18 protein-coding genes are annotated in these 21513 nt (G+C 70.5%); 13 read left to right on the forward strand and 5 right to left on the reverse strand.

Translation table 11 applies throughout. From position 1 onward, the window contains the following. Positions 1-978, forward strand: a complete 978-nt coding sequence (locus FHP25_RS27560) for a Bug family tripartite tricarboxylate transporter substrate binding protein (RefSeq protein WP_147850200.1) — start codon at positions 1-3, stop codon at positions 976-978. A 138-nt stretch (positions 979-1116) separates the two neighbouring features. On the opposite strand, the gene FHP25_RS27565 is transcribed toward FHP25_RS27560, so the two are convergent. Then, positions 1117-2340: an LLM class flavin-dependent oxidoreductase gene (locus tag FHP25_RS27565; RefSeq protein WP_147850201.1), complete on the reverse strand. Its 1224-nt coding sequence runs from the start codon at positions 2338-2340 to the stop codon at positions 1117-1119. Between the two features lie 166 nt (positions 2341-2506). Next, a complete protein-coding gene (recQ, locus tag FHP25_RS27570; RefSeq protein WP_147850202.1) occupies positions 2507-4378 on the reverse strand; it encodes a DNA helicase RecQ in 1872 nt (623 codons plus the stop codon). A 267-nt stretch (positions 4379-4645) separates the two neighbouring features. On the opposite strand from recQ, the gene FHP25_RS27575 reads away from it, so the two are divergent. From FHP25_RS27575 to FHP25_RS27605, 7 genes are all read left to right on the forward strand, one after another. Next, entirely contained in the window at positions 4646-5725 is a 1080-nt protein-coding gene (locus FHP25_RS27575) for an acyltransferase family protein (protein WP_178133823.1), read from the forward strand. A 272-nt stretch (positions 5726-5997) separates the two neighbouring features. Further along, complete coding sequence (locus FHP25_RS27580; protein WP_147850204.1) at positions 5998-6726, forward strand: ImuA family protein; 729 nt, start codon at positions 5998-6000, stop codon at positions 6724-6726. Continuing rightward, the gene (locus FHP25_RS27585; protein WP_147850205.1) at positions 6635-8320 is read left to right on the forward strand and encodes a Y-family DNA polymerase; all 1686 of its coding nucleotides are present in this window, start codon (positions 6635-6637) and stop codon (positions 8318-8320) included. The genes FHP25_RS27580 and FHP25_RS27585 overlap by 92 nt, the downstream gene beginning before the upstream one ends. Beyond that, the gene (locus FHP25_RS27590; protein ID WP_147850206.1) at positions 8317-11517 is read left to right on the forward strand and encodes an error-prone DNA polymerase; all 3201 of its coding nucleotides are present in this window, start codon (positions 8317-8319) and stop codon (positions 11515-11517) included. Before FHP25_RS27585 ends, FHP25_RS27590 begins: the two co-directional genes overlap by 4 nt. Positions 11518-11664: 147 nt before the next feature. Beyond that, complete coding sequence (locus FHP25_RS27595; protein WP_147850207.1) at positions 11665-12813, forward strand: amidohydrolase family protein; 1149 nt, start codon at positions 11665-11667, stop codon at positions 12811-12813. A 6-nt stretch (positions 12814-12819) separates the two neighbouring features. Continuing rightward, the gene (locus FHP25_RS27600; RefSeq protein ID WP_231712499.1) at positions 12820-13794 is read left to right on the forward strand and encodes an ArgK/MeaB family GTPase; all 975 of its coding nucleotides are present in this window, start codon (positions 12820-12822) and stop codon (positions 13792-13794) included. Positions 13795-13824: 30 nt separating this feature from the next. Continuing rightward, a complete protein-coding gene (locus FHP25_RS27605) occupies positions 13825-14250 on the forward strand; it encodes an HIT family protein (RefSeq protein WP_147850208.1) in 426 nt (141 codons plus the stop codon). 183 nt (positions 14251-14433) lie between these two features. Here the strand turns inward: FHP25_RS27605 and FHP25_RS27610 are convergent, their stop codons facing one another. Then, entirely contained in the window at positions 14434-15147 is a 714-nt protein-coding gene (locus tag FHP25_RS27610; protein WP_147850209.1) for a DUF1028 domain-containing protein, read from the reverse strand. Between the two features lie 44 nt (positions 15148-15191). On the opposite strand from FHP25_RS27610, the gene FHP25_RS27615 reads away from it, so the two are divergent. Continuing rightward, positions 15192-15977, forward strand: coding sequence for an adenylate/guanylate cyclase domain-containing protein (locus tag FHP25_RS27615; RefSeq protein WP_147850210.1), 786 nt, complete (start codon positions 15192-15194; stop codon positions 15975-15977). Here the strand turns inward: FHP25_RS27615 and ygfZ are convergent. After that, a complete protein-coding gene (ygfZ, locus tag FHP25_RS27620) occupies positions 15974-16888 on the reverse strand; it encodes a CAF17-like 4Fe-4S cluster assembly/insertion protein YgfZ (protein WP_147850211.1) in 915 nt (304 codons plus the stop codon). The two genes, FHP25_RS27615 and ygfZ, sit on opposite strands and share 4 nt — an antisense overlap. 154 nt (positions 16889-17042) lie before the next feature. On the opposite strand from ygfZ, the gene FHP25_RS27625 reads away from it, so the two are divergent. The 4 genes from FHP25_RS27625 to FHP25_RS27640 all read left to right on the forward strand — a co-directional run bounded on the left by FHP25_RS27625 (position 17043) and on the right by FHP25_RS27640 (position 20863). Beyond that, a complete protein-coding gene (locus FHP25_RS27625) occupies positions 17043-18389 on the forward strand; it encodes a dihydroorotase (protein ID WP_147850212.1) in 1347 nt (448 codons plus the stop codon). A gap of 3 nt (positions 18390-18392) precedes the next feature. Further along, positions 18393-19388 carry an acrylyl-CoA reductase (NADPH) gene (gene acuI, locus FHP25_RS27630; protein ID WP_147850213.1) on the forward strand — a complete coding sequence of 332 codons (996 nt, stop codon included), beginning with the start codon at positions 18393-18395 and terminating at the stop codon, positions 19386-19388. 6 nt (positions 19389-19394) lie between these two features. Further along, positions 19395-20279, forward strand: coding sequence for a LysR substrate-binding domain-containing protein (locus FHP25_RS27635; protein ID WP_147850214.1), 885 nt, complete (start codon positions 19395-19397; stop codon positions 20277-20279). 173 nt (positions 20280-20452) lie between these two features. Next, a complete protein-coding gene (locus FHP25_RS27640) occupies positions 20453-20863 on the forward strand; it encodes a PaaI family thioesterase (protein WP_178133824.1) in 411 nt (136 codons plus the stop codon). Positions 20864-20990: 127 nt separating this feature from the next. Here FHP25_RS27640 and FHP25_RS27645 read toward each other — a convergent pair whose 3' ends face one another. Then, positions 20991-21479, reverse strand: coding sequence for an Lrp/AsnC family transcriptional regulator (locus FHP25_RS27645; protein ID WP_147850216.1), 489 nt, complete (start codon positions 21477-21479; stop codon positions 20991-20993). Positions 21480-21513 lie beyond the last annotated feature (34 nt).

A 21513-nucleotide genomic window follows, 5' to 3' on the forward strand; every position in this document is an offset into this window, starting at 1 on the left:
ATGAGCACGATCACACGGCGCCTTCTGCTGTCGTCGGGCCTGACGGCCGGCGCCTTCCTGCTGCCGCACGCAGCGGCGGCGCAAGCCTATCCCGACAAGCCGATCCGCTTCATCGCACCGTTCCCCGCCGGCAGCGCCACCGACGGGCTGGCGCGGTTTCTGGGCCAGCGCATGAGCGAGGCGATGGGCCAGCCGATCATCATCGACAACCGCCCCGGCGCCAACGGCATCGTCGGCGCCCAGGCCGCGGCCCAATCACCGCCGGACGGCTACACCGTCTTCGTCACCACCAACTCCACCCACTCCGCCAACATCAACCTCTACAAGCAGCTGCCCTACGATCCGGTGCGCGACTTCGCGCCGGTGGCGCGCCTGATGCGCATCCCCGTCGTCTTCGTGGTGCGCCGGGACAGCCCGATGCGCTCCTTGCAGGACCTGATCGCGGCGGCGCGGCAGCAGCCCGGAAAGCTCAGCTTCGGCAGCGGCAACACCATCGGCCGCGGCACGACCGAGCTGCTCAAGGCGATGGCCGGCTTCGACATGCTGCACGTGCCCTATCGCGGCACGCCGCAGGCGCTGGCCGACCTGGTGGCGAGCCAGGTCGACATGGTGGCGGCCGATCCGTCCTCGGCCCTCGGCCTGATCCAGGCCGGCACGGTGCGGCCGCTGGCGGTGACCGGCGCCACGCGCGTGCCCGCCCTGCCCGACGTGCCCACGGTGGCCGAGAGTGGCGTGACGGGCTTCGAGCTCACGGCCTGGGTCGGCGCCTTCGCGCCCGCGCGCACGCCGGCCGACATCGTCGCGCGGCTGAACCGCGCGTTCCTGGCCGCGGCCTCGGGCCCGGCGGCGGCCGCCTACTTCGAGAAGATCGGCGGCATTGCCGACCCCAGCACGCCCGACGAACTCGGCCGCTTCGTCGTCAGCGAAACGGCGAAGTGGGCCAGGATCGTCGAGGTCGCGAAGATCGAGAAGGAATGATCTTTCCTCCCCACGCAGTGGGGAGGTGCCCCGAAGGGGCGGAGGGGAGCCGACGTGGTGTTGGTAACAGAGATCTCGTCGGCTCCCCCTCCGGCCTTCGGCCACCTCCCCCAACTCCGTTGGGGGAGGATGTTTGTCCTACTCCGCTGCCTGCACGCGCCGCGCGTCTGCGGCCGGCGAGATCGCCTTCATCGTGCCGCCGTAGCGGTCGGTGAAGGCCGACGTGTCGATCTCCTCGAGCTCGATCTCGCGGTTCAGCACCTGCTGCTTCCACTGCAGCAGCTGGGGGTGCGCGGCCTGGAACTCGGGCATCACCTCCCGCGCGAACAGCTCCAGCGACTCGCAGATATGCTCGTGGCTGTTCTTGCCGGCCTGGTTCAGCAGCACGACCTGATCGATGTTGGACGACTGGAACCGGCGCAGCTTGCGCCGGATCGTCTCGGGCGAGCCGATCAGGCCGCCGCGCAGGGACGCGGCATGGGCCTCCGGGTTGGCCTTCTTCCACTTGTTGTATTCGTCCCACATGTTGACCGTACCGGCCGGCGGCCGCCGCCGGTCCGTCGACTGGCCGTAGAAGCGCAGCGCGAACTGGAAGAAGGTATCGCCGTCGGCGCGTTCGCGCGCCTCCTCGTCGGTCTTGGCGCACATGAAGAACGACACCAGGGCGATGTTGGGATTGGTCTGGTAGTCGGCGAGCTTCTTCTGCCGCTTCACGAAGGCGTTGTAGTAGGCGTGCACCCAGGCATGCGCTGCGTCGGCGGAGACGAACTGGAAGCCCAGCGCGCCCATGCCCCACTCGCCGCACTTGGCCAGCGTCTCGAGCTGCGAGCAGGCGACCCACAGGGGCGGATGCGGCTTCTGCAGCGGCTTGGGCACCACCATGCGCAGCGGCATGTCGAAGTGCTTGCCGTGATGCTCGCTGGGGCCGTCCTTGAACATCGGGATGAGGGCCCGCACCGCCTCCTCGAAGATCTCGCGCTTGTTCTCCATGGCGACGCCGAACGGCTCGAGCTCGGTGATGGAGGCGCTTTCGCCCATGCCCAGCTCGCAGCGGCCGCTCGACAGCAGGTCGAGCGTGGCGATGCGCTCGGCGACGCGCGCCGGATGGTTGGTGGTGAGCTGGACGATGCCGTGACCCAGCCGGATCTGCCTGGTGCGCTGGCTGGCCGCCGCCAGGAAGGATTCGGGCGACGGCGAATGTGAGTACTCCTCGAGGAAGTGATGCTCGACCTGCCAAGCGTGATCGTAGCCCAGCCGGTCGGCGAGCGCGATCTGCTCCAGCGCGTTCAGGTAGAGCCGGTGCTCGTCGCCCTCCTGCCAGGGCCGCGGCAGCTGCAGCTCATAGAAGATGCCGAACTTCATCTCGCATGCTCCGTCTGTTCCACCCCGCCCACGATAGAACCGGCACGGCCAAAGCGCTGTGCGCGCCACGCCGACCTGACATGCGTCACCGTCCCGTCATCCCGAGCGCAGCGAGCCCTGGCAGGGAGCGCGCCACTCCAGTGGCGCACCGGCCCGAAGGGTCGGCTCATTGTTCAGCATTGTTCTGGCCCGGCGCGCCGTGCCGCTGCACAACCTCGAGGAACGCCGTGCCGTAGCGCTCCAGCTTCACCTGGCCGATGCCATCTACCTCCAGCATCTGGGCCAGCGATGTCGGATGGCGTGCGGCCATGTCGATCAGGGTGCGGTCGGGGAAGATCACGTAGGCCGGGACCTGCTGCTGGCGCGCCAGCGACGTGCGCAGCGCCTTGAGCGCGTCGAGCAGGGCCTGGTCGACCGGCCGTCCGTCGGCCGACGACGCCGTCGATGCCTTGACCTTGCCGCGCCGGCCCTTGCCCGGCTCCAGCACGTCGCGGCGCAGCTCGATCTTCTCCTGGCCGCGCAGCACGCGCCAGCCGGCATCGGTGACGGTCCAGCGGCCATGCTGCACGATGTCCAGCGCGATCAGGCCGGCGGCGTAGATCTGGCGGAAGATCGAGCGCCATTCCGTCGCCTTGCGGTCGCTGCCGACGCCGAAGGTGGGCAGGGCCTCGTGGCGGTAGCGCAGCACCGCCTCGGTGGCCTCGCCGATCAGGATGTTCACGAGATGCTCGGTGCCGAAGCGCTCGCCGGTGCGCACGATGGCCGACATCGCCTTCTGCGCGTCGATGGTGCCGTCGAAAGACTCGACGCCGTTGATGCACAGATCGCAATTGCCGCACGGCGCCGACGGCTCGCCGAAATAGGCCAGCAGCGTCTGGCGGCGGCAGCGCGGCGCCTCGCACAGCGCGATCAGCGCATTGAGGCGCTGCCGGTCGATGCGCTTGCGCTCCTCGGAGACCTCGGCCTGCTCGATCCACTCGCGGCGCAGGCGCATCTCGTCCAGGCCGTAGAGCGTCAGGGTGTCGGCCGGCAGGCCGTCGCGCCCGGCGCGGCCGATCTCCTGGTAGTAGCTCTCGACATTCTGCGGCAGGTCGGCATGACAGACGAAGCGCACGTCAGGCTTGTCGATGCCCATGCCGAAGGCGACGGTAGCCACGATGATGACGCCGTCCTCCTGCAGGAAGGTGTCCTGGCTCGCCTCGCGCTCGGGCTTCTCCAGACCCGCATGATAGGGCAGCGCGCGATAGCCGGCACCGACCAGCATGGCGGCATATTCCTCGGTGCGCTTGCGCGAGAGGCAGTAGACGATGCCGCTCATGCCCTGGTGGGTGCGCACGAAATCCAGCACCTGGCGCGGCGTGCTGGTCTTGGGCGCCATCGCCAGCCGCAGGTTGGGCCGGTCGAAGCTGCGCACGAAGATGCGCGGCGGGACCGCGAACAGCTTCTCGACGATATCGGCCCGCGTCGGCGCGTCGGCCGTGGCGGTGAGCGCGATGGTGCGCACGCCGCCGAGCTCGGCGCGGACGCGGCCCAGCGCCATGTACTCGGGCCGAAAGTCATGGCCCCATTGCGAGACGCAATGCGCCTCGTCGATCGCCAGCAGGCGCACGCCCGCATCGCGCAGCCACGCGGTCATGTCGGCGCGCGCCAGGCGCTCGGGCGAGACATAGAGAAGGCGCAGCTCCCCTTCCATCAGTGCGTCGTGGATCCGACGGTTCTGCTCGATGTCGTTGCTCGAGTTGAGGCTGGCGGCGGCAATACCGTACGCGCGCAGCTGTCGCACCTGGTCGCGCATCAGGGCGATCAGCGGCGACACCACCACCGTGAGGCCGCCCATCACCAGCGCCGGCAGCTGATAGCACAGCGACTTGCCGCTGCCGGTGGGCATGATCGCCAGCACGTCCTCGCCGCCCAGCAGCGCCTGCACGATCTCTTCCTGGCCGGGCCGGAATGCATCGAAGCCGAACACGCTTTTCAGCAGCGCGCATGCCGCATCGATCGGAACAGGAACGGTCAGACGGGCGACGGCATTATCCATGGCCAGCCTTGTGCAGCCCAGCGGCAGGAAGCGCAACCCAAAGCCGTCGTCGCATGAAGGTCACAGCCGGTCGGTTGACACGCCCGCATCGCGTTTCAACATCACCCGGGCCGGCCGTACGCCGGCATCTCCCCCACATCGACGCCCTTGATCGAAGCCGACACCATGACGCTTGATGCCGTTCCACGAACCGACGCAGAGCCCGCGCAATTTCCCTCACGTGCGACGGATCGTCCGGCACCCGCCGACGGCGCGGAGATCAAGGCCATGACCGGCCTGCGCGGCGTGGCGGCGCTCCTGGTCGCCACCTATCACTATTATCCCCCGAACGCGATCACGCAGCCGGCGCTGAGCCGCTTCATCGGCAAGGGCTATCTCTGGGTCGACGTGTTCTTCATCCTGAGCGGCTTCGTGCTGGCGCTGAACTACGCGCATCTCTTCGCCAGCGGCTGGAGCTTGCGCCGCTGGCGCGACTTCCTGGTCCGCCGCCTGGCCCGCATCTATCCGCTCTATATCGTGCTGGTCCTCGGCGCGGTGCTGCTGACGCTGGTCGCGCACGGCAACCTGCATCCGGGCAATCCGGCGCCGGCCGTGGGGCTGCCGGTGCCCATTCGCGACCTGGTGGCGAACCTCCTGATGGTGCAGTCATGGGGCATCACGCGCAGCATCAACGGGCCGGCCTGGTCGATCAGCACCGAATGGGCGGCCTATCTGGTGTTCCCGGTCCTGGTCGGCGTCGCGCTGTTCAGCCGCGCCGGCACGGCGCTGATCGCCGTGCTGGCGGTCGTCGCCGTCATCCTGGGGACGGTCGGACTCACCATGCATGACGGCGCCTATCACAGCGGCCCGCTCGACGCCTATGACGGCACGACGGTGCAGCCTCTGCTGCGCTGCTTCGGCGGCTTCGTGCTCGGCCTGCTCACCTATCGCCTGAGCCGCTCGCCGCGCGTGGTGGCCTGGGCCGCGCATGACGGCGTCCTGGGGCTGGTGATCGCCCTGCTGGTGATCGGCTTCGCCGCCGGCGCGCACGACCTCGTCGTCTACCCGCTGTTCGCGGCGCTGGTGCTGGGCCTCTACGGCAATCGCGGCCGGATCAGCCAGGTGCTGGGCAGCTTTCCGGTCTACTGGCTGGGCCTGGTCTCGTATTCGCTCTACCTGCTGCATGACTACCTGATCGGGCCGCGCAACGGCCTGTTCGAGTGGCTGCAGGCGCGTGTGCCGGCGGTGTGGGCGCATGTCGCGACGGTGCCGCTGCTCTATGGCGCGCTGCTGCTGGTGGCCGGCCTCACCTACTACGCCGTCGAGGCCCCCGGGCGCCGCTTGGCCCGTCGCCTGAGCCGGGCGTGATCTAGATATTGGGGATCGGCGGACGCGACCGGCGATATCTTGTTAACACATTGAAAAATATAGCGAAAGCGATTCGCCTCGGTTGACTTGTTCCTGTTTTGTTCTTATGAAGGGCTATGCAGCCCGACCGGAACAGCAACGTCTTTTCCCTTCTTCGGACCGCGCGCGTCCACGCGCGCATCGGCGCAGCTCTTCACTCCGTTCCGAGCAACTGCGGGCGTGGACGCCCGCGGTCCGAAAATGAAGACAAGGTCGCCGCCCTGCGCCAGGCCGTGGCGCAGCTGGAGAACACCTGGCTGGGCGCGCCGCCGGCCTATCTGTCGCTGGGCCTGCCGGATCTCCATGAGCACCTTCCCGGCCCAGGCCTGCCTTGCGGCGCGCTGCACGAGGTGATCGCGGCGATGCACGCCGACACGCCGGCCGCGACAGGCTTCACGCTTGCCGTGATGGCCTGTGCGCTGCGGGCGCGGCGCGGTCCGGCCATGCTCGTCGTCTCGCGCCAGGCCGCGGATTTCGGCACCCCCTATGGCCACGGGCTGCGCGCGCTGAGCCTCGATGCCGGACGGCTGCTGCTGGTCGAGGCGCGCAGCGGCAAGGACGCGCTGTGGGCGCTGGAGGAAATCCTGCGCAGCGACGCGGGCGCGGCCGTCGTGGCCGGCGTGGTCGAGACCGATCTCGACCTGACCATGAGCCGGCGCCTGAACCTGGCGACTGCCGCGGCCGGCACGCCCCTGCTGATGCTGCGTCCGCCGGCCGCGACCGGCATCAGCGCCGCCACGACCCGCTGGCGCATCGCCGCTGCGCCCGCCCGGCGCGATCGCTTCGGTGCGATCGCAGGGACGCGCTGGCAGGTGGCGCTCGAGCGCTGCCGCAACGGTCGCGCCGGCCAATGGGAGCTGGAGTGGGATCATGTCGCGCATCGTTTCGGTGTGGCTGAAGTCGTGGCCGATCGCGCGTCTGCTGCGGGCCCGGAGCGCCCGAACCTCCGCCGCGCCGTCTGACAGCCTCGACCCGCAGCGGCCGCTGGTGCTGGTCGCATCAGGCACGGGCGGCGCCCGCCTGGTCGCGCTCAACGCCGCCGCGTGGCGCTGCGGCCTGGCGGTGGGCGACCTGCTGTCCAACGCGCGCTCCAAGGTGCTGGACCTCCAGGTGCGCGATGCCGATCCCGCCGCCGACAGCGATGCCCTGCGCCGGCTGGCGCTGTGGTGCCTGCGCTACACGCCGGTGGTGGCACCTTGGGAGACGGGCGAGGCCAGCGGCCTGTTCCTCGACATCACCGGCTGCGCCCATCTGTTCGGCGGCGAGGATGGCCTGCTCGCCGACCTCGCCACCCGCCTGCGCCGCTTCGGGCTGAACCCGCGCCCGGCCGTGGCCGACACCGCCGGCGCCGCCTGGGCCGTGGCACGTTTCACCTCCCCCACGCAGTGGGGGAGGTGGCCGAAGGCCGGAGGGGGATCCGACGAGATGTCCGTTACCGAGACCACGTCGGCTCCCCTCCGCCCCTGCGGGGCACCTCCCCAGCTGTCGCTGGGGAGAGACATTCACATCATCCCTCCCGACCAACAGCAGCATACGCTGCGGGACCTGCCGCTGGCGGCGCTGCGTCTGGATGCCTCGACGCAGGCTGTCCTGTGCCGGCTGGGCTTCCGCCGCATCGGCGAGCTGATGCGCCAGCCGCGGGCGCCGCTGGCGGCGCGCTTCGGCGCGTCGCTGCTGCTGCGGCTGGACCAGGCGCTGGGCCGCGAGGCCGAGCTGCTGTCGCCGCTGGAGCCGCCACCTTCCTATCGCACACATGCCGTGTTCGCCGAGGCGATCTCCCTGCAGGCGCATGTCGTCGAGGCGACGACCCGCCTGCTGCGCAGGCTGATGCCGGATCTCGCCCGCGATGGCGTCGGCATCCGGATCCTGCGCCTGCTGCTGTTCCGCCTCGACGGCGAGGTGCAGGCGCTGCAGCTCGGCCTGGCCGCCCCCAGCCGCGACGTCGCCCATGTCGCGCGCCTGATCGCGATGCGCCTGGAACGCCTGCCGATGGGCCTGGCGGCGGATTTCGGCTTCGAGGCTGCCGCCCTGCATGTGACGGCCGCCGAACGCATCGTCCAGCGGCAGGCATCGCTGGGCATTGCCGACGAGGCTGGCGAGGCCGCTGGCCTGGCACCGCTGATCGACCGGCTGGAGCACCGGCTGGGCGCCGGTGCCGTGCGGCGGCTGCAGCCGCAGCAGAGCCACATCCCCGAGCGCGCCGTCGTGGCCCGCGCCGCCGCCGAGGCGCCGGCCGCGGACTGGCGCATCGAGGCGCCTTTCGGCATGCGCCCGCCGCTCCTGCTGGCGCCGCCGGAGAAGACGGACGACGTCCTGGCCAGCGTGCCCGAAGGACCGCCGCGACGCTTCCGCTGGCGTGGCGTGCTGCACGAGGTCGCGCATGCCGAAGGCCCCGAGCGCATCGCGCCGGAATGGTGGCGCCCCGGCCCGGACGCGACGGAGCGCGACTACTACGTCGTCGAGGACACCGCCGGCCGCCGCTTCTGGCTCTTCCGCGCCGGCCATTACGACGCCACTCCCACGCCGCCCTGGTTCGTCCACGGAGTCTTCCCATGACCGGCTTCGCCGAGCTCGTCGCCATGACGAACTTCTCGTTCCGCCGCGGCGCCTCGCATCCGCAGGAGATCGTGATGTGCGCCAAGGCGCTGGGCCTGAGCGCGATCGGCATCGCCGACCGCAACACGCTGGCCGGCGTCGTGCGCGCGCACACGCAGGCCAAGGAGGAAGGCATCAAGCTGCTGGTCGGCGCGCGCCTGGTCACGACCGACGGCTTCGAGGCCGTCTGCTACCCGATCGACCGCGCCGCCTATGGTGGCCTGTGCCGGCTGCTGACGACCGGCAACCGGCGCGCGCCCAAGGGCGAATGCCACCTCGCGTTCGAGGAGATCCGCGACGCCCAGGAAGGCCAGATCTTCATCGTCATGCCGCCGCCCGAGCTGACGCCGGCTTTGGCCGGGCGCCTCGCGGCGCTGGGTGCCGCCGCGCCTGGCCGCGTCCATCTCGGCGCCAGCTTCCCCTATCGCGGCGATGAGCGCCGCCGCCTGGGCCTGCTCGCCGAGCTGGCGCAGCAGGCCGGCACGCCGCTGGTGGCCACCAGCGATGCGCTCTACCACGCGCCGGGACGACGGAAGCTGGCCGACGTGCTGACCTGCATCCGCGAGAAATGCACCATCGCCGATGCCGGCTTCCGCCTGGAGGCCAACGCCGAGCGCCATCTCAAGAGCGGCGCCGAGATGGCGCGGCTGTTCGCGCAGCATCCCGAGGCCGTCGCCCGCACCGGCGGGATCGCCGGGCGCATCCGCTTCTCGCTCGATGCGCTGCGCTACGAATATCCCGACGAGCCGGTGCCGCCGGGCAAGACGCCGCAGCAGCACCTCGAGGACCTGACCTGGGAGAAGGCGGCACAGCGCTACCCCGACGGCGTCCCGGGCAAGGTGCGGGCGCTGCTGTTCAAGGAGCTGGCGCTGATCCGGTATCTCGACTACGCGCGCTACTTCCTGACCGTCCATGACGTCGTGCACTACGCCCGCAGCGTCGACATCCTGTGCCAGGGCCGCGGCTCGGCCGCCAACAGCGCCGTCTGCTATTGCCTGGGCATCACCTCGGTCAACCCCGACGAGACCCAGGTGCTGTTCGAGCGCTTCCTCTCCGCCGAGCGCAGCGAGCCGCCCGACATCGATGTCGACTTCGAGCACGAGCGGCGCGAGGAGGTGATCCAGTACATCTACGACCGCTACGGCCGCGACCGCGCCGCGATCTGCGCCACCGTGATCCATTACCGCCCGCGCATGGCGATCCGCGATGTCGGCAAGGCCATGGGCCTGAAGGAGGACGTGACGGCGGCGCTGGCCAACACCATGTGGGGCAGCGGCGAGGACATCCCCGACAGCCATATCCGCGAGGTCGGGCTCGACCCGGCCAATCCGCAGCTCAGGCTCGCCATCGAGATCGCCCGCACCCTGCTCGATTTCCCGCGCCACCTGTCGCAGCATGTCGGCGGCTTCGTGCTCACCCGCCAGCGGCTCGACGAGAGCGTGCCGATCCTCAATGCCGCGATGGACGACCGCACCATCGTCGAATGGGACAAGGACGACATCGACGCGCTGGGCATGATGAAGGTCGACGTGCTGGCGCTGGGCATGCTGACCTGCATCCGCAAGAGCTTCGACCTCATCCGGCATCACTACGGCCGGACGCTGACGCTGGCCATGTCGCCCGACGACCCGGCGGTCTACGAGATGCTGTCGCGCGCCGACTCGATCGGCGTGTTCCAGGTCGAGAGCCGGGCGCAGATGTCGATGCTGCCGCGGCTCAAGCCGAAGACCTACTACGACCTGGTCATCGAGATCGCGATCGTGCGCCCCGGCCCGATCCAGGGCGACATGGTGCATCCCTACCTGCGCCGGCGCGACGGCATCGAGCCGGTGGAATTCCCTTCGGAGGAGCTGGAGGCCGTCCTTGGGAGAACCTTGGGCGTCCCCCTCTTCCAGGAGCAGGCGATGGAGATCGCCATCAAGGCGGCCGGTTTCTCGTCCGACGAGGCCAACGGTCTGCGCAAGGCGATGGCGACGTTCCGGCACAACGGCACGATCCACAAGTACCGCGACAAGTTCATCGATGGCATGGTCGCCAAGGGCTACGAGCGCGAGTTCGCTCAGCGCTGCTTCAGCCAGATCGAGGGTTTCGGCGAGTACGGCTTCCCGGAAAGCCACGCCGCCAGCTTCGCGCTGCTGGCCTACGTGTCGTCGTGGCTCAAGTGCTACCACCCGGAGGTCTTCTGCGCCGCGCTGCTGAACAGCCAGCCGATGGGCTTCTACCAGCCGGCGCAGCTGGTGCGCGATGCGCGCGACCATGGCGTGGAGGTGCGCCACCCCGACATCAACGCCAGCGATCTGGACTGCACGCTCGAGCCGGCCACCGACGCCTCGCAGCGACGCGCCGTGCGGCTGGGCCTGTGCCTGATCGACGGCCTGCCCGAGGCGCAGGCGGAAGCGATCGTGACGCAGCGCGGCCAGGGCTATGCCAGCCTGCGCGCCTTCTGGATCCAGAGCGGCGTGTCGATCGCCACGCTCGAGCGCCTGGCCGAGGCCGATGCGTTGCGCTCGCTGGGCCTGGACCGGCGCGCCGCGCTGTGGGCGGTCAAGGGCCTGGAAGGCGGCACGCATCAGAACCGCGCCGCCCAGGCGACGTCCTCCAGCCGGCCGCTGCTGACCGCGACGCGCATGGGCGATCTGTTCGACGAGGCGCCGGTGGCCTTGCCGGCCATGACGCTGGGCGAGCACGTGGTGGAGGACTATGCCGCGATCGGCCTGTCGCTGAAGGCGCATCCCTGCAGCTTCTTCCGCGCCGAGCTGGGCGCGCGCGGCGTCATCACCAGCGATGAGCACAGGGACGAAAGCCTCAAGGACAGGCGCGTGTCCGTCGCCGGCCTGGTGCTCGTGCGCCAGCGCCCGGGCACGGCCAAGGGCGTGATCTTCCTGACCCTGGAGGACGAGACGGGCATCGTGAACGCCGTGGTGTGGCCCGACGTCTTCGAGGCGAACCGCCGCATCGTGATGAACGCGCAGCTGCTGCTGGTGCGCGGCAAGATCCAGCGCGAAGGCATCGTGATCCATGTCGTGGCCGAGGCGTTCGTCGACCTCAGCGCCTGGCTGCCGCGCCTGGCCGCCGGGGAAGCGCCCGCGCCATCCACCTTGCCGCCGCACCTCGAGCCGCAAGCGGCCCGCCTGCTCAAAAGCCGCGACTTCCATTGAGCTCATCGCAGCGTCATCGGGCAGCCCGGCTGCCCGCGCTTCCGGCGCGGGAGGCATGACGCTATCGAATGCGAGGCTCCCGCGGCGCGCGTTGCCCTCTTCCCGGGCAGGCCCTAGCCTTCCGTGCAGGAACGGGAGGAACGCAGCATGGCCTACAACCTGATCTCGGGCGACAATCATATCGATCTCACCTACTGCCCGCCGGATCTGTGGTCGTCCGCCGCGCCGGGCAAATGGAAGCTGCTGGCGCCGCGCACCGAGGAGCTCGACGACGGCCTGCACTGGTTCGTCGAGGCGCAGGACAAGGGAATGTGGAACGGCGTCGGGCCGGGCTTCCTGAAGTACCAGCAGGGCTCGTTCAAGCATGTCGACGAGATGCGCGCGCATGGCTTCGAGTGGGACTACCGGCGTGGCGCCAAGCCGCGGCCGACCACGCCCGAGCTGCGCATCGCCGATCTCGACCGCGACGGGCTCGACGCCGAGGTCGTCTATGGCTGCCTGATGATCAACGAGATGATCAACGATCCCAACCTGCGCGGCTGGTGCGACGGCATCTACAACGACTGGGTCGCCGACTTCGCCAGGCGCGCCGATCCCAACCGGGTCTTTCCCCTGGCGATCATCCCCAACCACGATCCGCAGGCGGCCGCCGCCGAAGTGCGGCGCTGCGCCAGGCTGGGCCTGAAGGGCGGCGACCTCGCCTTCAAGCGCATGACGCCGCCGCTGTGGCACCGTGACTGGGACGCGCTGTGGCAGGCCTCGGCCGAGTGCCGCTTCCCGATCTCGTTCCACTCCACCGGCTTCAAGGCGCTGCGCGCCGCCGACACCCCGCAGATGGAGAAGGAGTACTTCACCGAGGTCCGCCTGGTGCGCTCGGCGCTGTTCCAGCTCGACACCATGGAGGTGCTGGTCTCGATCCTGGCCTCGGGCGCCTGCGAGCGCTTCCCCGACTTCAAGTTCGTGCTGGGCGAATCGGGCGTGACCTGGCTGCCCTACGTGTTCGACCGGCTCGACACCGAGTACGAGGACCGGGCCAAGAGCCTGGGCTTCAAGATGAAGCCCAGCGACTATTTCCGCCGCCAGGGCTTTGTCACCTATCAGCAGGACCAGTTCCTGGAGCCGATCGTGCCGCTGATCGGCGAGGACACCATCATCTGGGGCGCCGACTATCCGCACCCGGATTGCCTGTGGCCCGAATCGCGCAGGATCCTCGACGAGAACCTGGCCAATTTCTCGCCCGCGGTGCGGCGCAAGATCACCAAGGAGAACGTGCAGCGCCTCTACGGGCTGAACTGAGACGTCGTGCCTGTGGCCATCGCGGCCGCGGTGCTTTATCTCCAATGCGTGCGTGACACGGAAGACATACTGGCGCCGCTGCGCAGCGGCGCCAAGGCGGCGCTGGCGGGCGCCCTGGCGCGGCTGGAGCGGACGCCCGACGCCGACGACGTGCGCCGGCTGCTGGATGGCGCCTACGCCACGCCGCGCGCCCATGTCGTGGGCATCACCGGGCCGCCCGGCGTCGGCAAGTCGACGCTGCTGTCGGCCCTGATCCAGCATTGGCGCGCCGCCGGCGAGCGCGTCGGAGTCATCGCCATCGATCCCTCGTCGCGCCGCACCGGCGGCGCGCTGCTGGGCGACCGCGCGCGGCTCGTCACCGATCCCGCCGACGATGGCATCTTCGTGCGCTCGATGGCGGCGCGCGACCGGCTCGGCGGCCTGGCCGAGCTGACCCTGGGCGCCATGGTGATCATGCGCGCCCTCTACGACCGGGTGGTGATCGAGACGGTCGGCGTCGGCCAGTCGGAAACCGACGTCGCCGGCGTCGCCGACACGGTGCTGTTCTGCGTCCAGCCGGGCTCGGGCGATTCGCTGCAGTTCATGAAGGCCGGCATCGTCGAGATCCCGCATATCGTGGCCGTCACCAAGGCCGATCTCGGCACCCTGGCCGAGCGCGCCCGTGCCGACGTCGCCGGCGCGCTGAGCCTGGGCGAGAGCGGTGACGGCGTCTGGAAGCCGCGCGTGCTGGCGGTCTCCTCGCAGCAGCGCGCCGGCATCGCCGCGCTCGCTGAAGCGATCGATGCCCACGGCGCCCATCTGCGGCAGGACGGGCGGCTGGCGCAGGCGCGCCATGTTCAGGCGCAGCTCTGGGTCGAGGAAGCGGTGCGCGAGCGTTTCGGCCGCGACGGCCTGCGCCGCGCCGGCGACCTGGCCCTGGCGCCGGGCGCCTCGCCGTTCGCGCGCATCGCCCAGGTGGCCGCGCGGCTGTCGGCGCGCTAGGCTGCGCCGACACGCGCCAAGGAGCCTGCCATGCCGCATCCGACCGACGCCGACTGCGTCTTCTGCAAGATCGTCGCCGGCACGATCCCGTGCTTCAAGCTGCACGACGACGACACGACGATCGCGTTCATGGACATCAACCCGGCCAACGAGGGCCATGCGCTGGCGGTCGCCAAGGGCCACTGGCCGACGGTGCACGACATCCCGGCCGAGATGATCGGCGATGTCGCCGCCACGGCCAAGCGCGTGGCCGCCGCCGTGCAAAAGACGCTGGCGCCCGACGGCATCAACCTGCTGCAGGCCAACGGCCCGGGCGCGGCGCAGAGCGTGTCGCATCTGCACATCCACATCCTGCCGCGCTGGAAGGACGACGGGCTGCTGATCAACTGGCACCCCAGGCCCGGCGACATGGCCGCGATCAAGGCCGTCTACGAGCGCATCCTGAAGAACATGTGAAATCACGCCTCCCAAAAGATCTGTCATCCCGAGCGCAGCGAGGGATCTCCTGCGGAAAGCGCACCGTGCGCCTTGCCGCAGGAGATCCCTCGCTGCGCTCGGGATGACGGAAGGGGCGGCAGCTCGGCCTCGTGCCATATGCGCCCTACCCTCCGGGGGAAGGATTGAGTCCGGGATGACGGATCATGTTCCCTCCGCCGCCTTCAGCGCCTCGACACGGCGCGTGATCTCGTCGAAGTCGGTGAGGCCGACCGGATCGTCGCGGCGCGGGCTGAACAGGCGGGCATAAGCGAAGCGCTCGCGGCTGACCTGCTCCAGCCGCGCCAGCTCGGCCAGCGGCTCGGCATGGTCGTCGACGCGGAAGTCGAAGTCGGGATACTCCTCGGTCGAGCAGATCTTCAGCGCCGCCGACTGCTTGCCGCGCTTGTCGCCGCCGGCGGCCTCACCGGCGCGCAGCGCCTCGATCAGGCGGCGCGGGAAAGGCAGCGAGGCCGCCGCGGCATAGGCGCGCGCCGTCTGCTCGATCACCTGCGGGCCGGCCAGCATGTTGCCGGCCACCGAGAAGCCGTCATGCATGGCATGCCCGCACCACGGCACACACCGCGCGCCGGTATGCGCCGCGCTGCGCCCCTGGGCGTCCTGCAGATGCAGCTGGCGGTGCGCGCGCCCGTCATCGGCCGCGGTCAGCAGCCGCACGGCATCCGCCGCCGGCACGCCGGCGCGCAGCAGGCGCAGGCCGCGCGTGCCGTAGAGCGCGTTGGTGTTGGCCTGGGTGGCGATGGCGCCGACGCCGCTGGCGATATGCGGCACCCGGGCGCCGACGGCGAAAGCCCGCGTGGCGACGCAGATACCGAACGCGCCGGTTGCCGGATCGCGTGCGACGATGGACCAGGTCATGCTATTGCTCCCTCCGCTCCCGCGAGGCGCCCAAAGGACAGGCCATGGCCGCGTCGATCGAACGCAAGCTGACCACTATCCTCTCCGCCGATGTCGCCGGCTACAGCCGCATGATGGCCGCCGACGAGCCGGGCACGTTCGCGACCCTGAAGACCTACCGCGAGGTGATGACCGCGATGATCGCCGACCATCGCGGCCGCGTGGTCAGCACGGCCGGCGACGGCCTGCTGGCTGAATTCGCCAGCGTCGTGCAAGCGGTCGAATGCGGTGTCGCGATCCAGCGGGCGCTGGCCGAGCGCAATGCCACCCTGGCACCCGACCGCCAGATGCGGTTCCGCATCGGCATCAACCTCGGCGACGTGATGGTGGAGAGCGGCGATCTCTACGGCGACGGCGTGAACATCGCCGCGCGCCTGCAGTCGATGGCCGAGCCCGGCGGCATCCTGATCGCCGGCACCGTGTTCGACCAGGTCAAGGACAAGCTCACCCTGGGCTTCGACTATCTCGGCCCGCAATCGGTGAAGAACATCGCCGCCCAGGTGCCGACCTACCGCGTGCTGCTGCAGCCCGGCGCCGCGTCGACGCCGTCGGCCGACCCGCCCGTCGCGCCGGCGCCCGACGCGAGCTTTCCGGCACCGGGCCGCCCGGCGCCGGGCCGCGACGAGCGCTGGCAGCGCTTCTACGCCGACGCCATGCGCAGCGGCGCGATCATCGCCCTGCTGCTGGCGATCAACCTGCTGACCGGCCGCGGCCACTTCTGGTTCCAGTGGCCGGCGCTGGGCATCCTGTTCCTGCTGGCCTGGCGCGCCAGCCGCATCTTCCAGCGCTAGGGCGCCGGCTCGGGCCGCCGCAGCCAGTCGGGGATCTGCGGCGTCAGCAGGGCATCGCCCGCCTTGAGCGCGCCGGCACCGGCCGCCGCCTTGTCGACCGCCTCCAGGCGCAGCAGCGCCAGCGCATGGCCGGCCGCGCCGGAGCGCATCTCGCCGGCCTCCTGGTCGCCCAGCATCACCGGCGTGCCGGCGGCCGGCAGCGGACCCTCGACCGTCACCGGCAGCAGCCGCTTGCGGATCAGGGCGCGGTACTTGGTGCGCGCCGTCAGCTCCTGGCCCATGTAGCAGCCCTTGGCCCAGTCGACGCCGTTGAGCTCGTCGAAGCCGTTCTCCAGGAGCAGCGCCTTGTCCACCGGCAGGTCGCGGCTGCCGTCGGGCACGCCCAGCGCCAGGCGCAGGGACTCGTAGTCGTCGAACGGCGCCGCCGCGAAGCCTTCCGCCGCCAGCAGCGCCGCGGCATGGCCATCCGGCGCGATCAGGCGCACGCCCAGCGCCGGCAGCCGCGGATCGACATAGGCGATGGCATCGTCGATGGCGCGGGCCGCGCCGGACGTCGCCGGCAGGCCCAGAGCCGCGGCCGCCCCCTCGCCATAGGCGACGACGATCTCGATGCCCTCGCCCGGGTTCTGCAGCACCACCTTGGCGCGCAGCTTGTAGAGCGCGAGCTTCTTCATCAGCTCGGCGGCGCGGTCGCGCTCGACATCCAGCAGCAGCGCGTCGCCGGTGGCGGTGACGAACATATCCCACAGGAAGCGGCCCTGCGGCGTCAGCAGCGCGGCATAGATCGCCTGCGTCGGCGACACGCGGGTGACATCGTTGGAGATCAGGCCCTGCAGGAAGGGGACCCGGTCCTGTCCTTCGATGCGCAGCGCGCCCCGATGCACAACAGTGGAAAACCTCAACGCGCTCATGGTCGTTCTTGCCTTGATCCGGGCACACTATACCCCGAAGTGGTGAAGGGTGGCATCCCACACAAGGGGCAGCGGATGGCGGCAACGCCACGATGCGCCATAGGTGATAGCCCTGGCCGCAAGGGGTGGCTACAAGGCCCGCAAGGAGATGCCGATGGCCGAGACTTTTGACCTCATCGTGCGCGGCGGGCAGGCCTGGACCACGGCCGGGCTGGTGCCGGCCGATATCGGCGTGCACGGCGGCCGCTTCGCGGCCCTGGGCGACCTGGGCACGGCGTCGGCCGGCACCGTCATCGACGCCGCCGGCCTCACCGTCCTGCCCGGGGTGATCGACACCCAGGTGCATTTCCGCGAGCCCGGGCTGGAGCACAAGGAGGATCTCGAGAGCGGCACGCGCGGCGCCGTGCTGGGCGGCGTCACCGCCGTCTTCGAGATGCCCAACACCAAGCCCAGCACGCTCACCGCCGACGACCTGCAGGCCAAGCTCACGCTGGCGCGCGGCCGCGCCTGGTGCGACCACGCCTTCTACATGGGCGGCTCGGCCGAGAACGTCGAGCAGCTGCCGGTCCTGGAGCGCCTGCCGGGCTGCTGCGGCGTCAAGGTGTTCATGGGCGCCTCCACCGGCACCCTGCTGGTGCCCGACGACGCGACGCTGGACCGCATCCTGGCGCACGGCACGCGCCGCATGGCGGTGCATTGCGAGGACGAGGCGCGCATGAACGCGCGCAAGGCGCTGGCCCAGAAGCCGGGCGTCACGCCGCACCTGCATCCCGTCGTGCGCGACATGGAGTCGGCCCTGATGGCCACCCAGCGCCTGATCCGCCTGGCGCGCAAGCACGGCCGGCGCGTGCACGTGCTGCACGTCACGACCGAGGACGAGATGCTGTTCCTGCGCGACCACAAGGACGTCGCCACGGTCGAGGCGACGCCGCAGCATCTGACGCTGGCGGCGCCCGATTGCTACGACCGGCTGGGCACCCTGGCGCAGATGAACCCACCGATCCGCGAGGCCCGCCATCGCGAGGGCCTGTGGCGGGCGGTGCGCGACGGCACGGTCGACGTGATCGGCTCCGACCACGCGCCGCACACGCGCGAGGAGAAAGCCAAGCCCTATCCCGACTCGCCGTCGGGCATGCCCGGCGTGCAGACCCTGCTGCCGCTGCTGCTCGACCACCTGAACGCTGGCCGCCTGTCGCTGGCGCGGCTGGTCGACCTGACATCGGCCGGCGCCGCGCGCATCTTCGGGCTGGCCGCCAAGGGCCGCATCGCGCTGGGCTACGACGCCGACCTGACCTTGGTGGATCTCGGCGCCAGGCGCGAGATCACCGATGCGTGGATGGCCACCAAGTCGGGCTGGACGCCGTTCGCCGGCATGACCGTGACCGGCTGGCCGATGGCCACCATCATTCGCGGCAACGTGGTGATGCGCGATGGCGAGCTGCTCGGCCGGCCCATCGGCACACCCATCCGTTTCGTCGATACGCTCAGCAAGGAAGGATGATCCATGGGCACGTTTCGCGCGCTGCTGTCCGAGCAGGGAGCCGACCGCAAGGTCACGAGCACGATCCAGACGCTCGACGACAGCCGCCTGCCGACGGGCGATGTCACGGTGGCGGTCGACTACTCGACCCTGAACTACAAGGACGGCCTGGTGCTGACCAGCGGCGGCGGCCTGGTGAAGACGTGGCCGCATGTCGGCGGCATCGATCTCGCGGGCACGGTCTTCTCGTCCGACAACCCCGCCTTCAGGGCCGGCGACCGCGTGGTGCTCAACGGCTACCGCGTCGGCGAGCTGCACTGGGGCGGCTACGCCAGCCGCGCCCGCGTCAAGGGCGACTGGCTGGTCAAGCTGCCCCAGGCGATCTCCGCCAAGCGCGCCATGGCGATCGGCACCGCCGGCTACACCGCCATGCTGTGCGTGCTGGCGCTGGAGAAGCACGGCGTCACGCCGGCCCGCGGCGAGGTGCTGGTGACCGGCGCCGCCGGCGGCGTCGGCAGCGTCGCGGTCGCGATCCTGGCCAAGCTCGGCTACCAGGTGGTGGCGGCCACCGGCCGGCCGCAGGAAGCCGACTACCTCAAAGGCCTCGGCGCGGCCGCGATCATGGAGCGCAAGGAGCTCACCGAGGCGCCCGACCGGCCGCTGCTCAGCGAGCGCTTCGCCGGCGTGGTCGACACGGTCTCCGGCGTGATGTTCGCGCGCGCCCTGGCGATGGTGAAGTACGGCGGCGCGGCTGCGGTCTGCGGACTGGCGGGCGGCGCGTCCTTCCCCGGCAGCATCGTGCCCTTCATCCTGCGCGGCATCACGGTGTGCGGCATCGATTCGGTGATGCTGCCCATGACGCCGCGGCTGGAGGCCTGGACGCGGCTGGCCACCGACCTGCCGCTGGAAAAGCTCGACGCCATGGTCGTCGACGCCAGGCTGGACGACCTGCCGGGTCTGGCGCCGCAGATCCTGAAGGGCCAGGTCCGCGGCCGCGTCGTGGTCGACGTCAACGCCTGACATCCCATGGCCGCACGCCTGCCGCCGCTGGGCGCCATCGAGGCGTTCGCGGCGGCGGCGCGCACGCAGAGCTTCACCACGGCGGCGCGCGAGCTCAACCTCACCACCTCGGCGATCAGCCGCCGCGTCGCGGCCCTGGAGGCCGCGCTGGGCGTGCGCCTGTTCCACCGCCTCAACCGCGCGCTGCGCCTGACCGCCGCGGGCGAGCGCTATCTCGCCGCGATCGCACCGGCGATCGACGCGCTGCGGGCCGCCGGCGCCAGCCTGCAGCCGGCGGCGCCGGGCGCCCGGCTGACGCTGTGCGTGCTGCCGTCCTTCGCCGCCCTGTGGCTGCTGCCGCGCCTGGCCGCCTTCGCCGCGGCTCATCCGACGATCGACCTGCGCATCGCCACGGCCCAGCGCGCGCCGGAAGCGGGACGCGGCGACATCGACATGGCCGTCGCCATCGGCACCGGCGACTGGCCGGGCTGGTCGGCCGAACGGCTGCTGCCGATGCGCTGCCGGCCGGTCTGCGCGCCGCGGCTGCGGCTCAAGGCGCCGCAGGACCTGCGCCAGCATGCCCTGCTCGGCGTCTCGCAGCCGCGCGGCTTCTGGCGCCGCTGGTGCGCCGAGGCCGGGCTGCCGCCCTTCCGGCCGGTGCGCACGCTGCGCTTCGACGGCCTGCACCTGCTGTACGAGGCCGCCGCCGGCGGCCTGGGCGTCGCGCTGGCCTTCGACGACCTCGTGCAGCCGTATCTCGACGACGGCCGCCTGGTCGAGCCGTTCGACACGTCGTTCGTGCCGCATGAAAGCTGGTGGCTGCTGCATCGCGCCCGCGACGCGCGCTCGCGCGGCGTCACCGCCGTGCGCCGCTGGCTCAAGGCGCAGGCGCACATGTCATCCCGAGCGTAGCGAGGGATCTCCTGCGGCAAGACGCACCGTGGGCCATTCACGGGAGACCTCTCGCTGTGCTCGGGATGACAGCCGTTCACACGATGACAGCCGCGCTTCGGTTGCGTGCGGCGCAAGCGGCGTTGCCATCGCTGCGGTTGCCCGCGGCGGCCGGCGGGCGTGATGTCGTGGCCATGAGCGACATACCTGCCGGCTTCCAGCCCTTCGCCTACTCCAGCGCCTTCCTCGACGCCGTCGGCCCGCTGTACGAGGGGTCGACGGAAGAGGGCGACCTGATCCTCGGCCTGCGCATCGAGGCGCGCCACTGCAACCGCCGCGGCTTCGCCCATGGCGGCCTGCTGGTCACGCTGGCCGACCTGGTGCTGGGCTACGCCCTGGGCAGAGCCGCCGAACAACGTGGGCTCTTGACCGTAAACCTCACCGCCGACTTCGCCGGCGCCGCGCAGCTCGGCCAGTGGGTCGAGGCGCGCGCCGACATCCAGAAGGCCAAAGGATCGCTGGCCTTCGCCAACTGCCACGTCTCGGCCGACGGCCAGCGCATCGTGCGCGCCAGCGGCATCTTCAAGGCGCCGCCATCGCGATAGCCCGACACACGCCGGTCGGGCCGCGGCGCTCCAGCGCCGCCCATGCTCATGCTGCTCTTGGGTCATGACCAAGGTCATGAAGAGCGGCGCTGGAGCGCCGCGGCCCGACCAAGCGTTCGTCATGGCCCTATCGCGCTGCGCGGCGCAGGTGCTCGATGGCGGTCGGCGGCACCGGACGGTTGGTCACTTCGCGGATCGCGAAGCTGGAGTGGATGCGCGCCACACGCGGCAGGGTCGAGAGCTGGCCCTTGTGGATGTGTTCGAAATCCTCGATGTCGCGCGCCAGCACGGTCAGCAGGTAGTCGTCGTCGCCCGACATCAAGAGGCAGTGCACCACCGAAGGGCAGCGCGCCACCGCCTTCTCGAAGGCGTTCAGCGCCTCCTCGCTCTGGCTGTCGAGCGTGATGCGCACGATCACCGTGGTCGAGAAGCCCAGCTGCTTGAGGCCCAGCGTGGCGTGATAGCCGGTGATCAGGCCGTTCTCCTCCAGGAGCTTCAGCCGCCGCGCGCAGGCCGTGCTCGACAGCCCGACCTGCTCGGCAAGCTCGACATGCGTGGCGCGGGCATTGCGGGTCAACGCCGCCAGCAGGGCAATATCAATGCGATCGATGCTCATGCGCTCGCTTCCATCATCAGACCTTCATTTTGCG

This window comes from Vineibacter terrae, from assembly GCF_008039615.1.
Taxonomy (GTDB): domain Bacteria; phylum Pseudomonadota; class Alphaproteobacteria; order Reyranellales; family Reyranellaceae; genus Vineibacter; species Vineibacter terrae.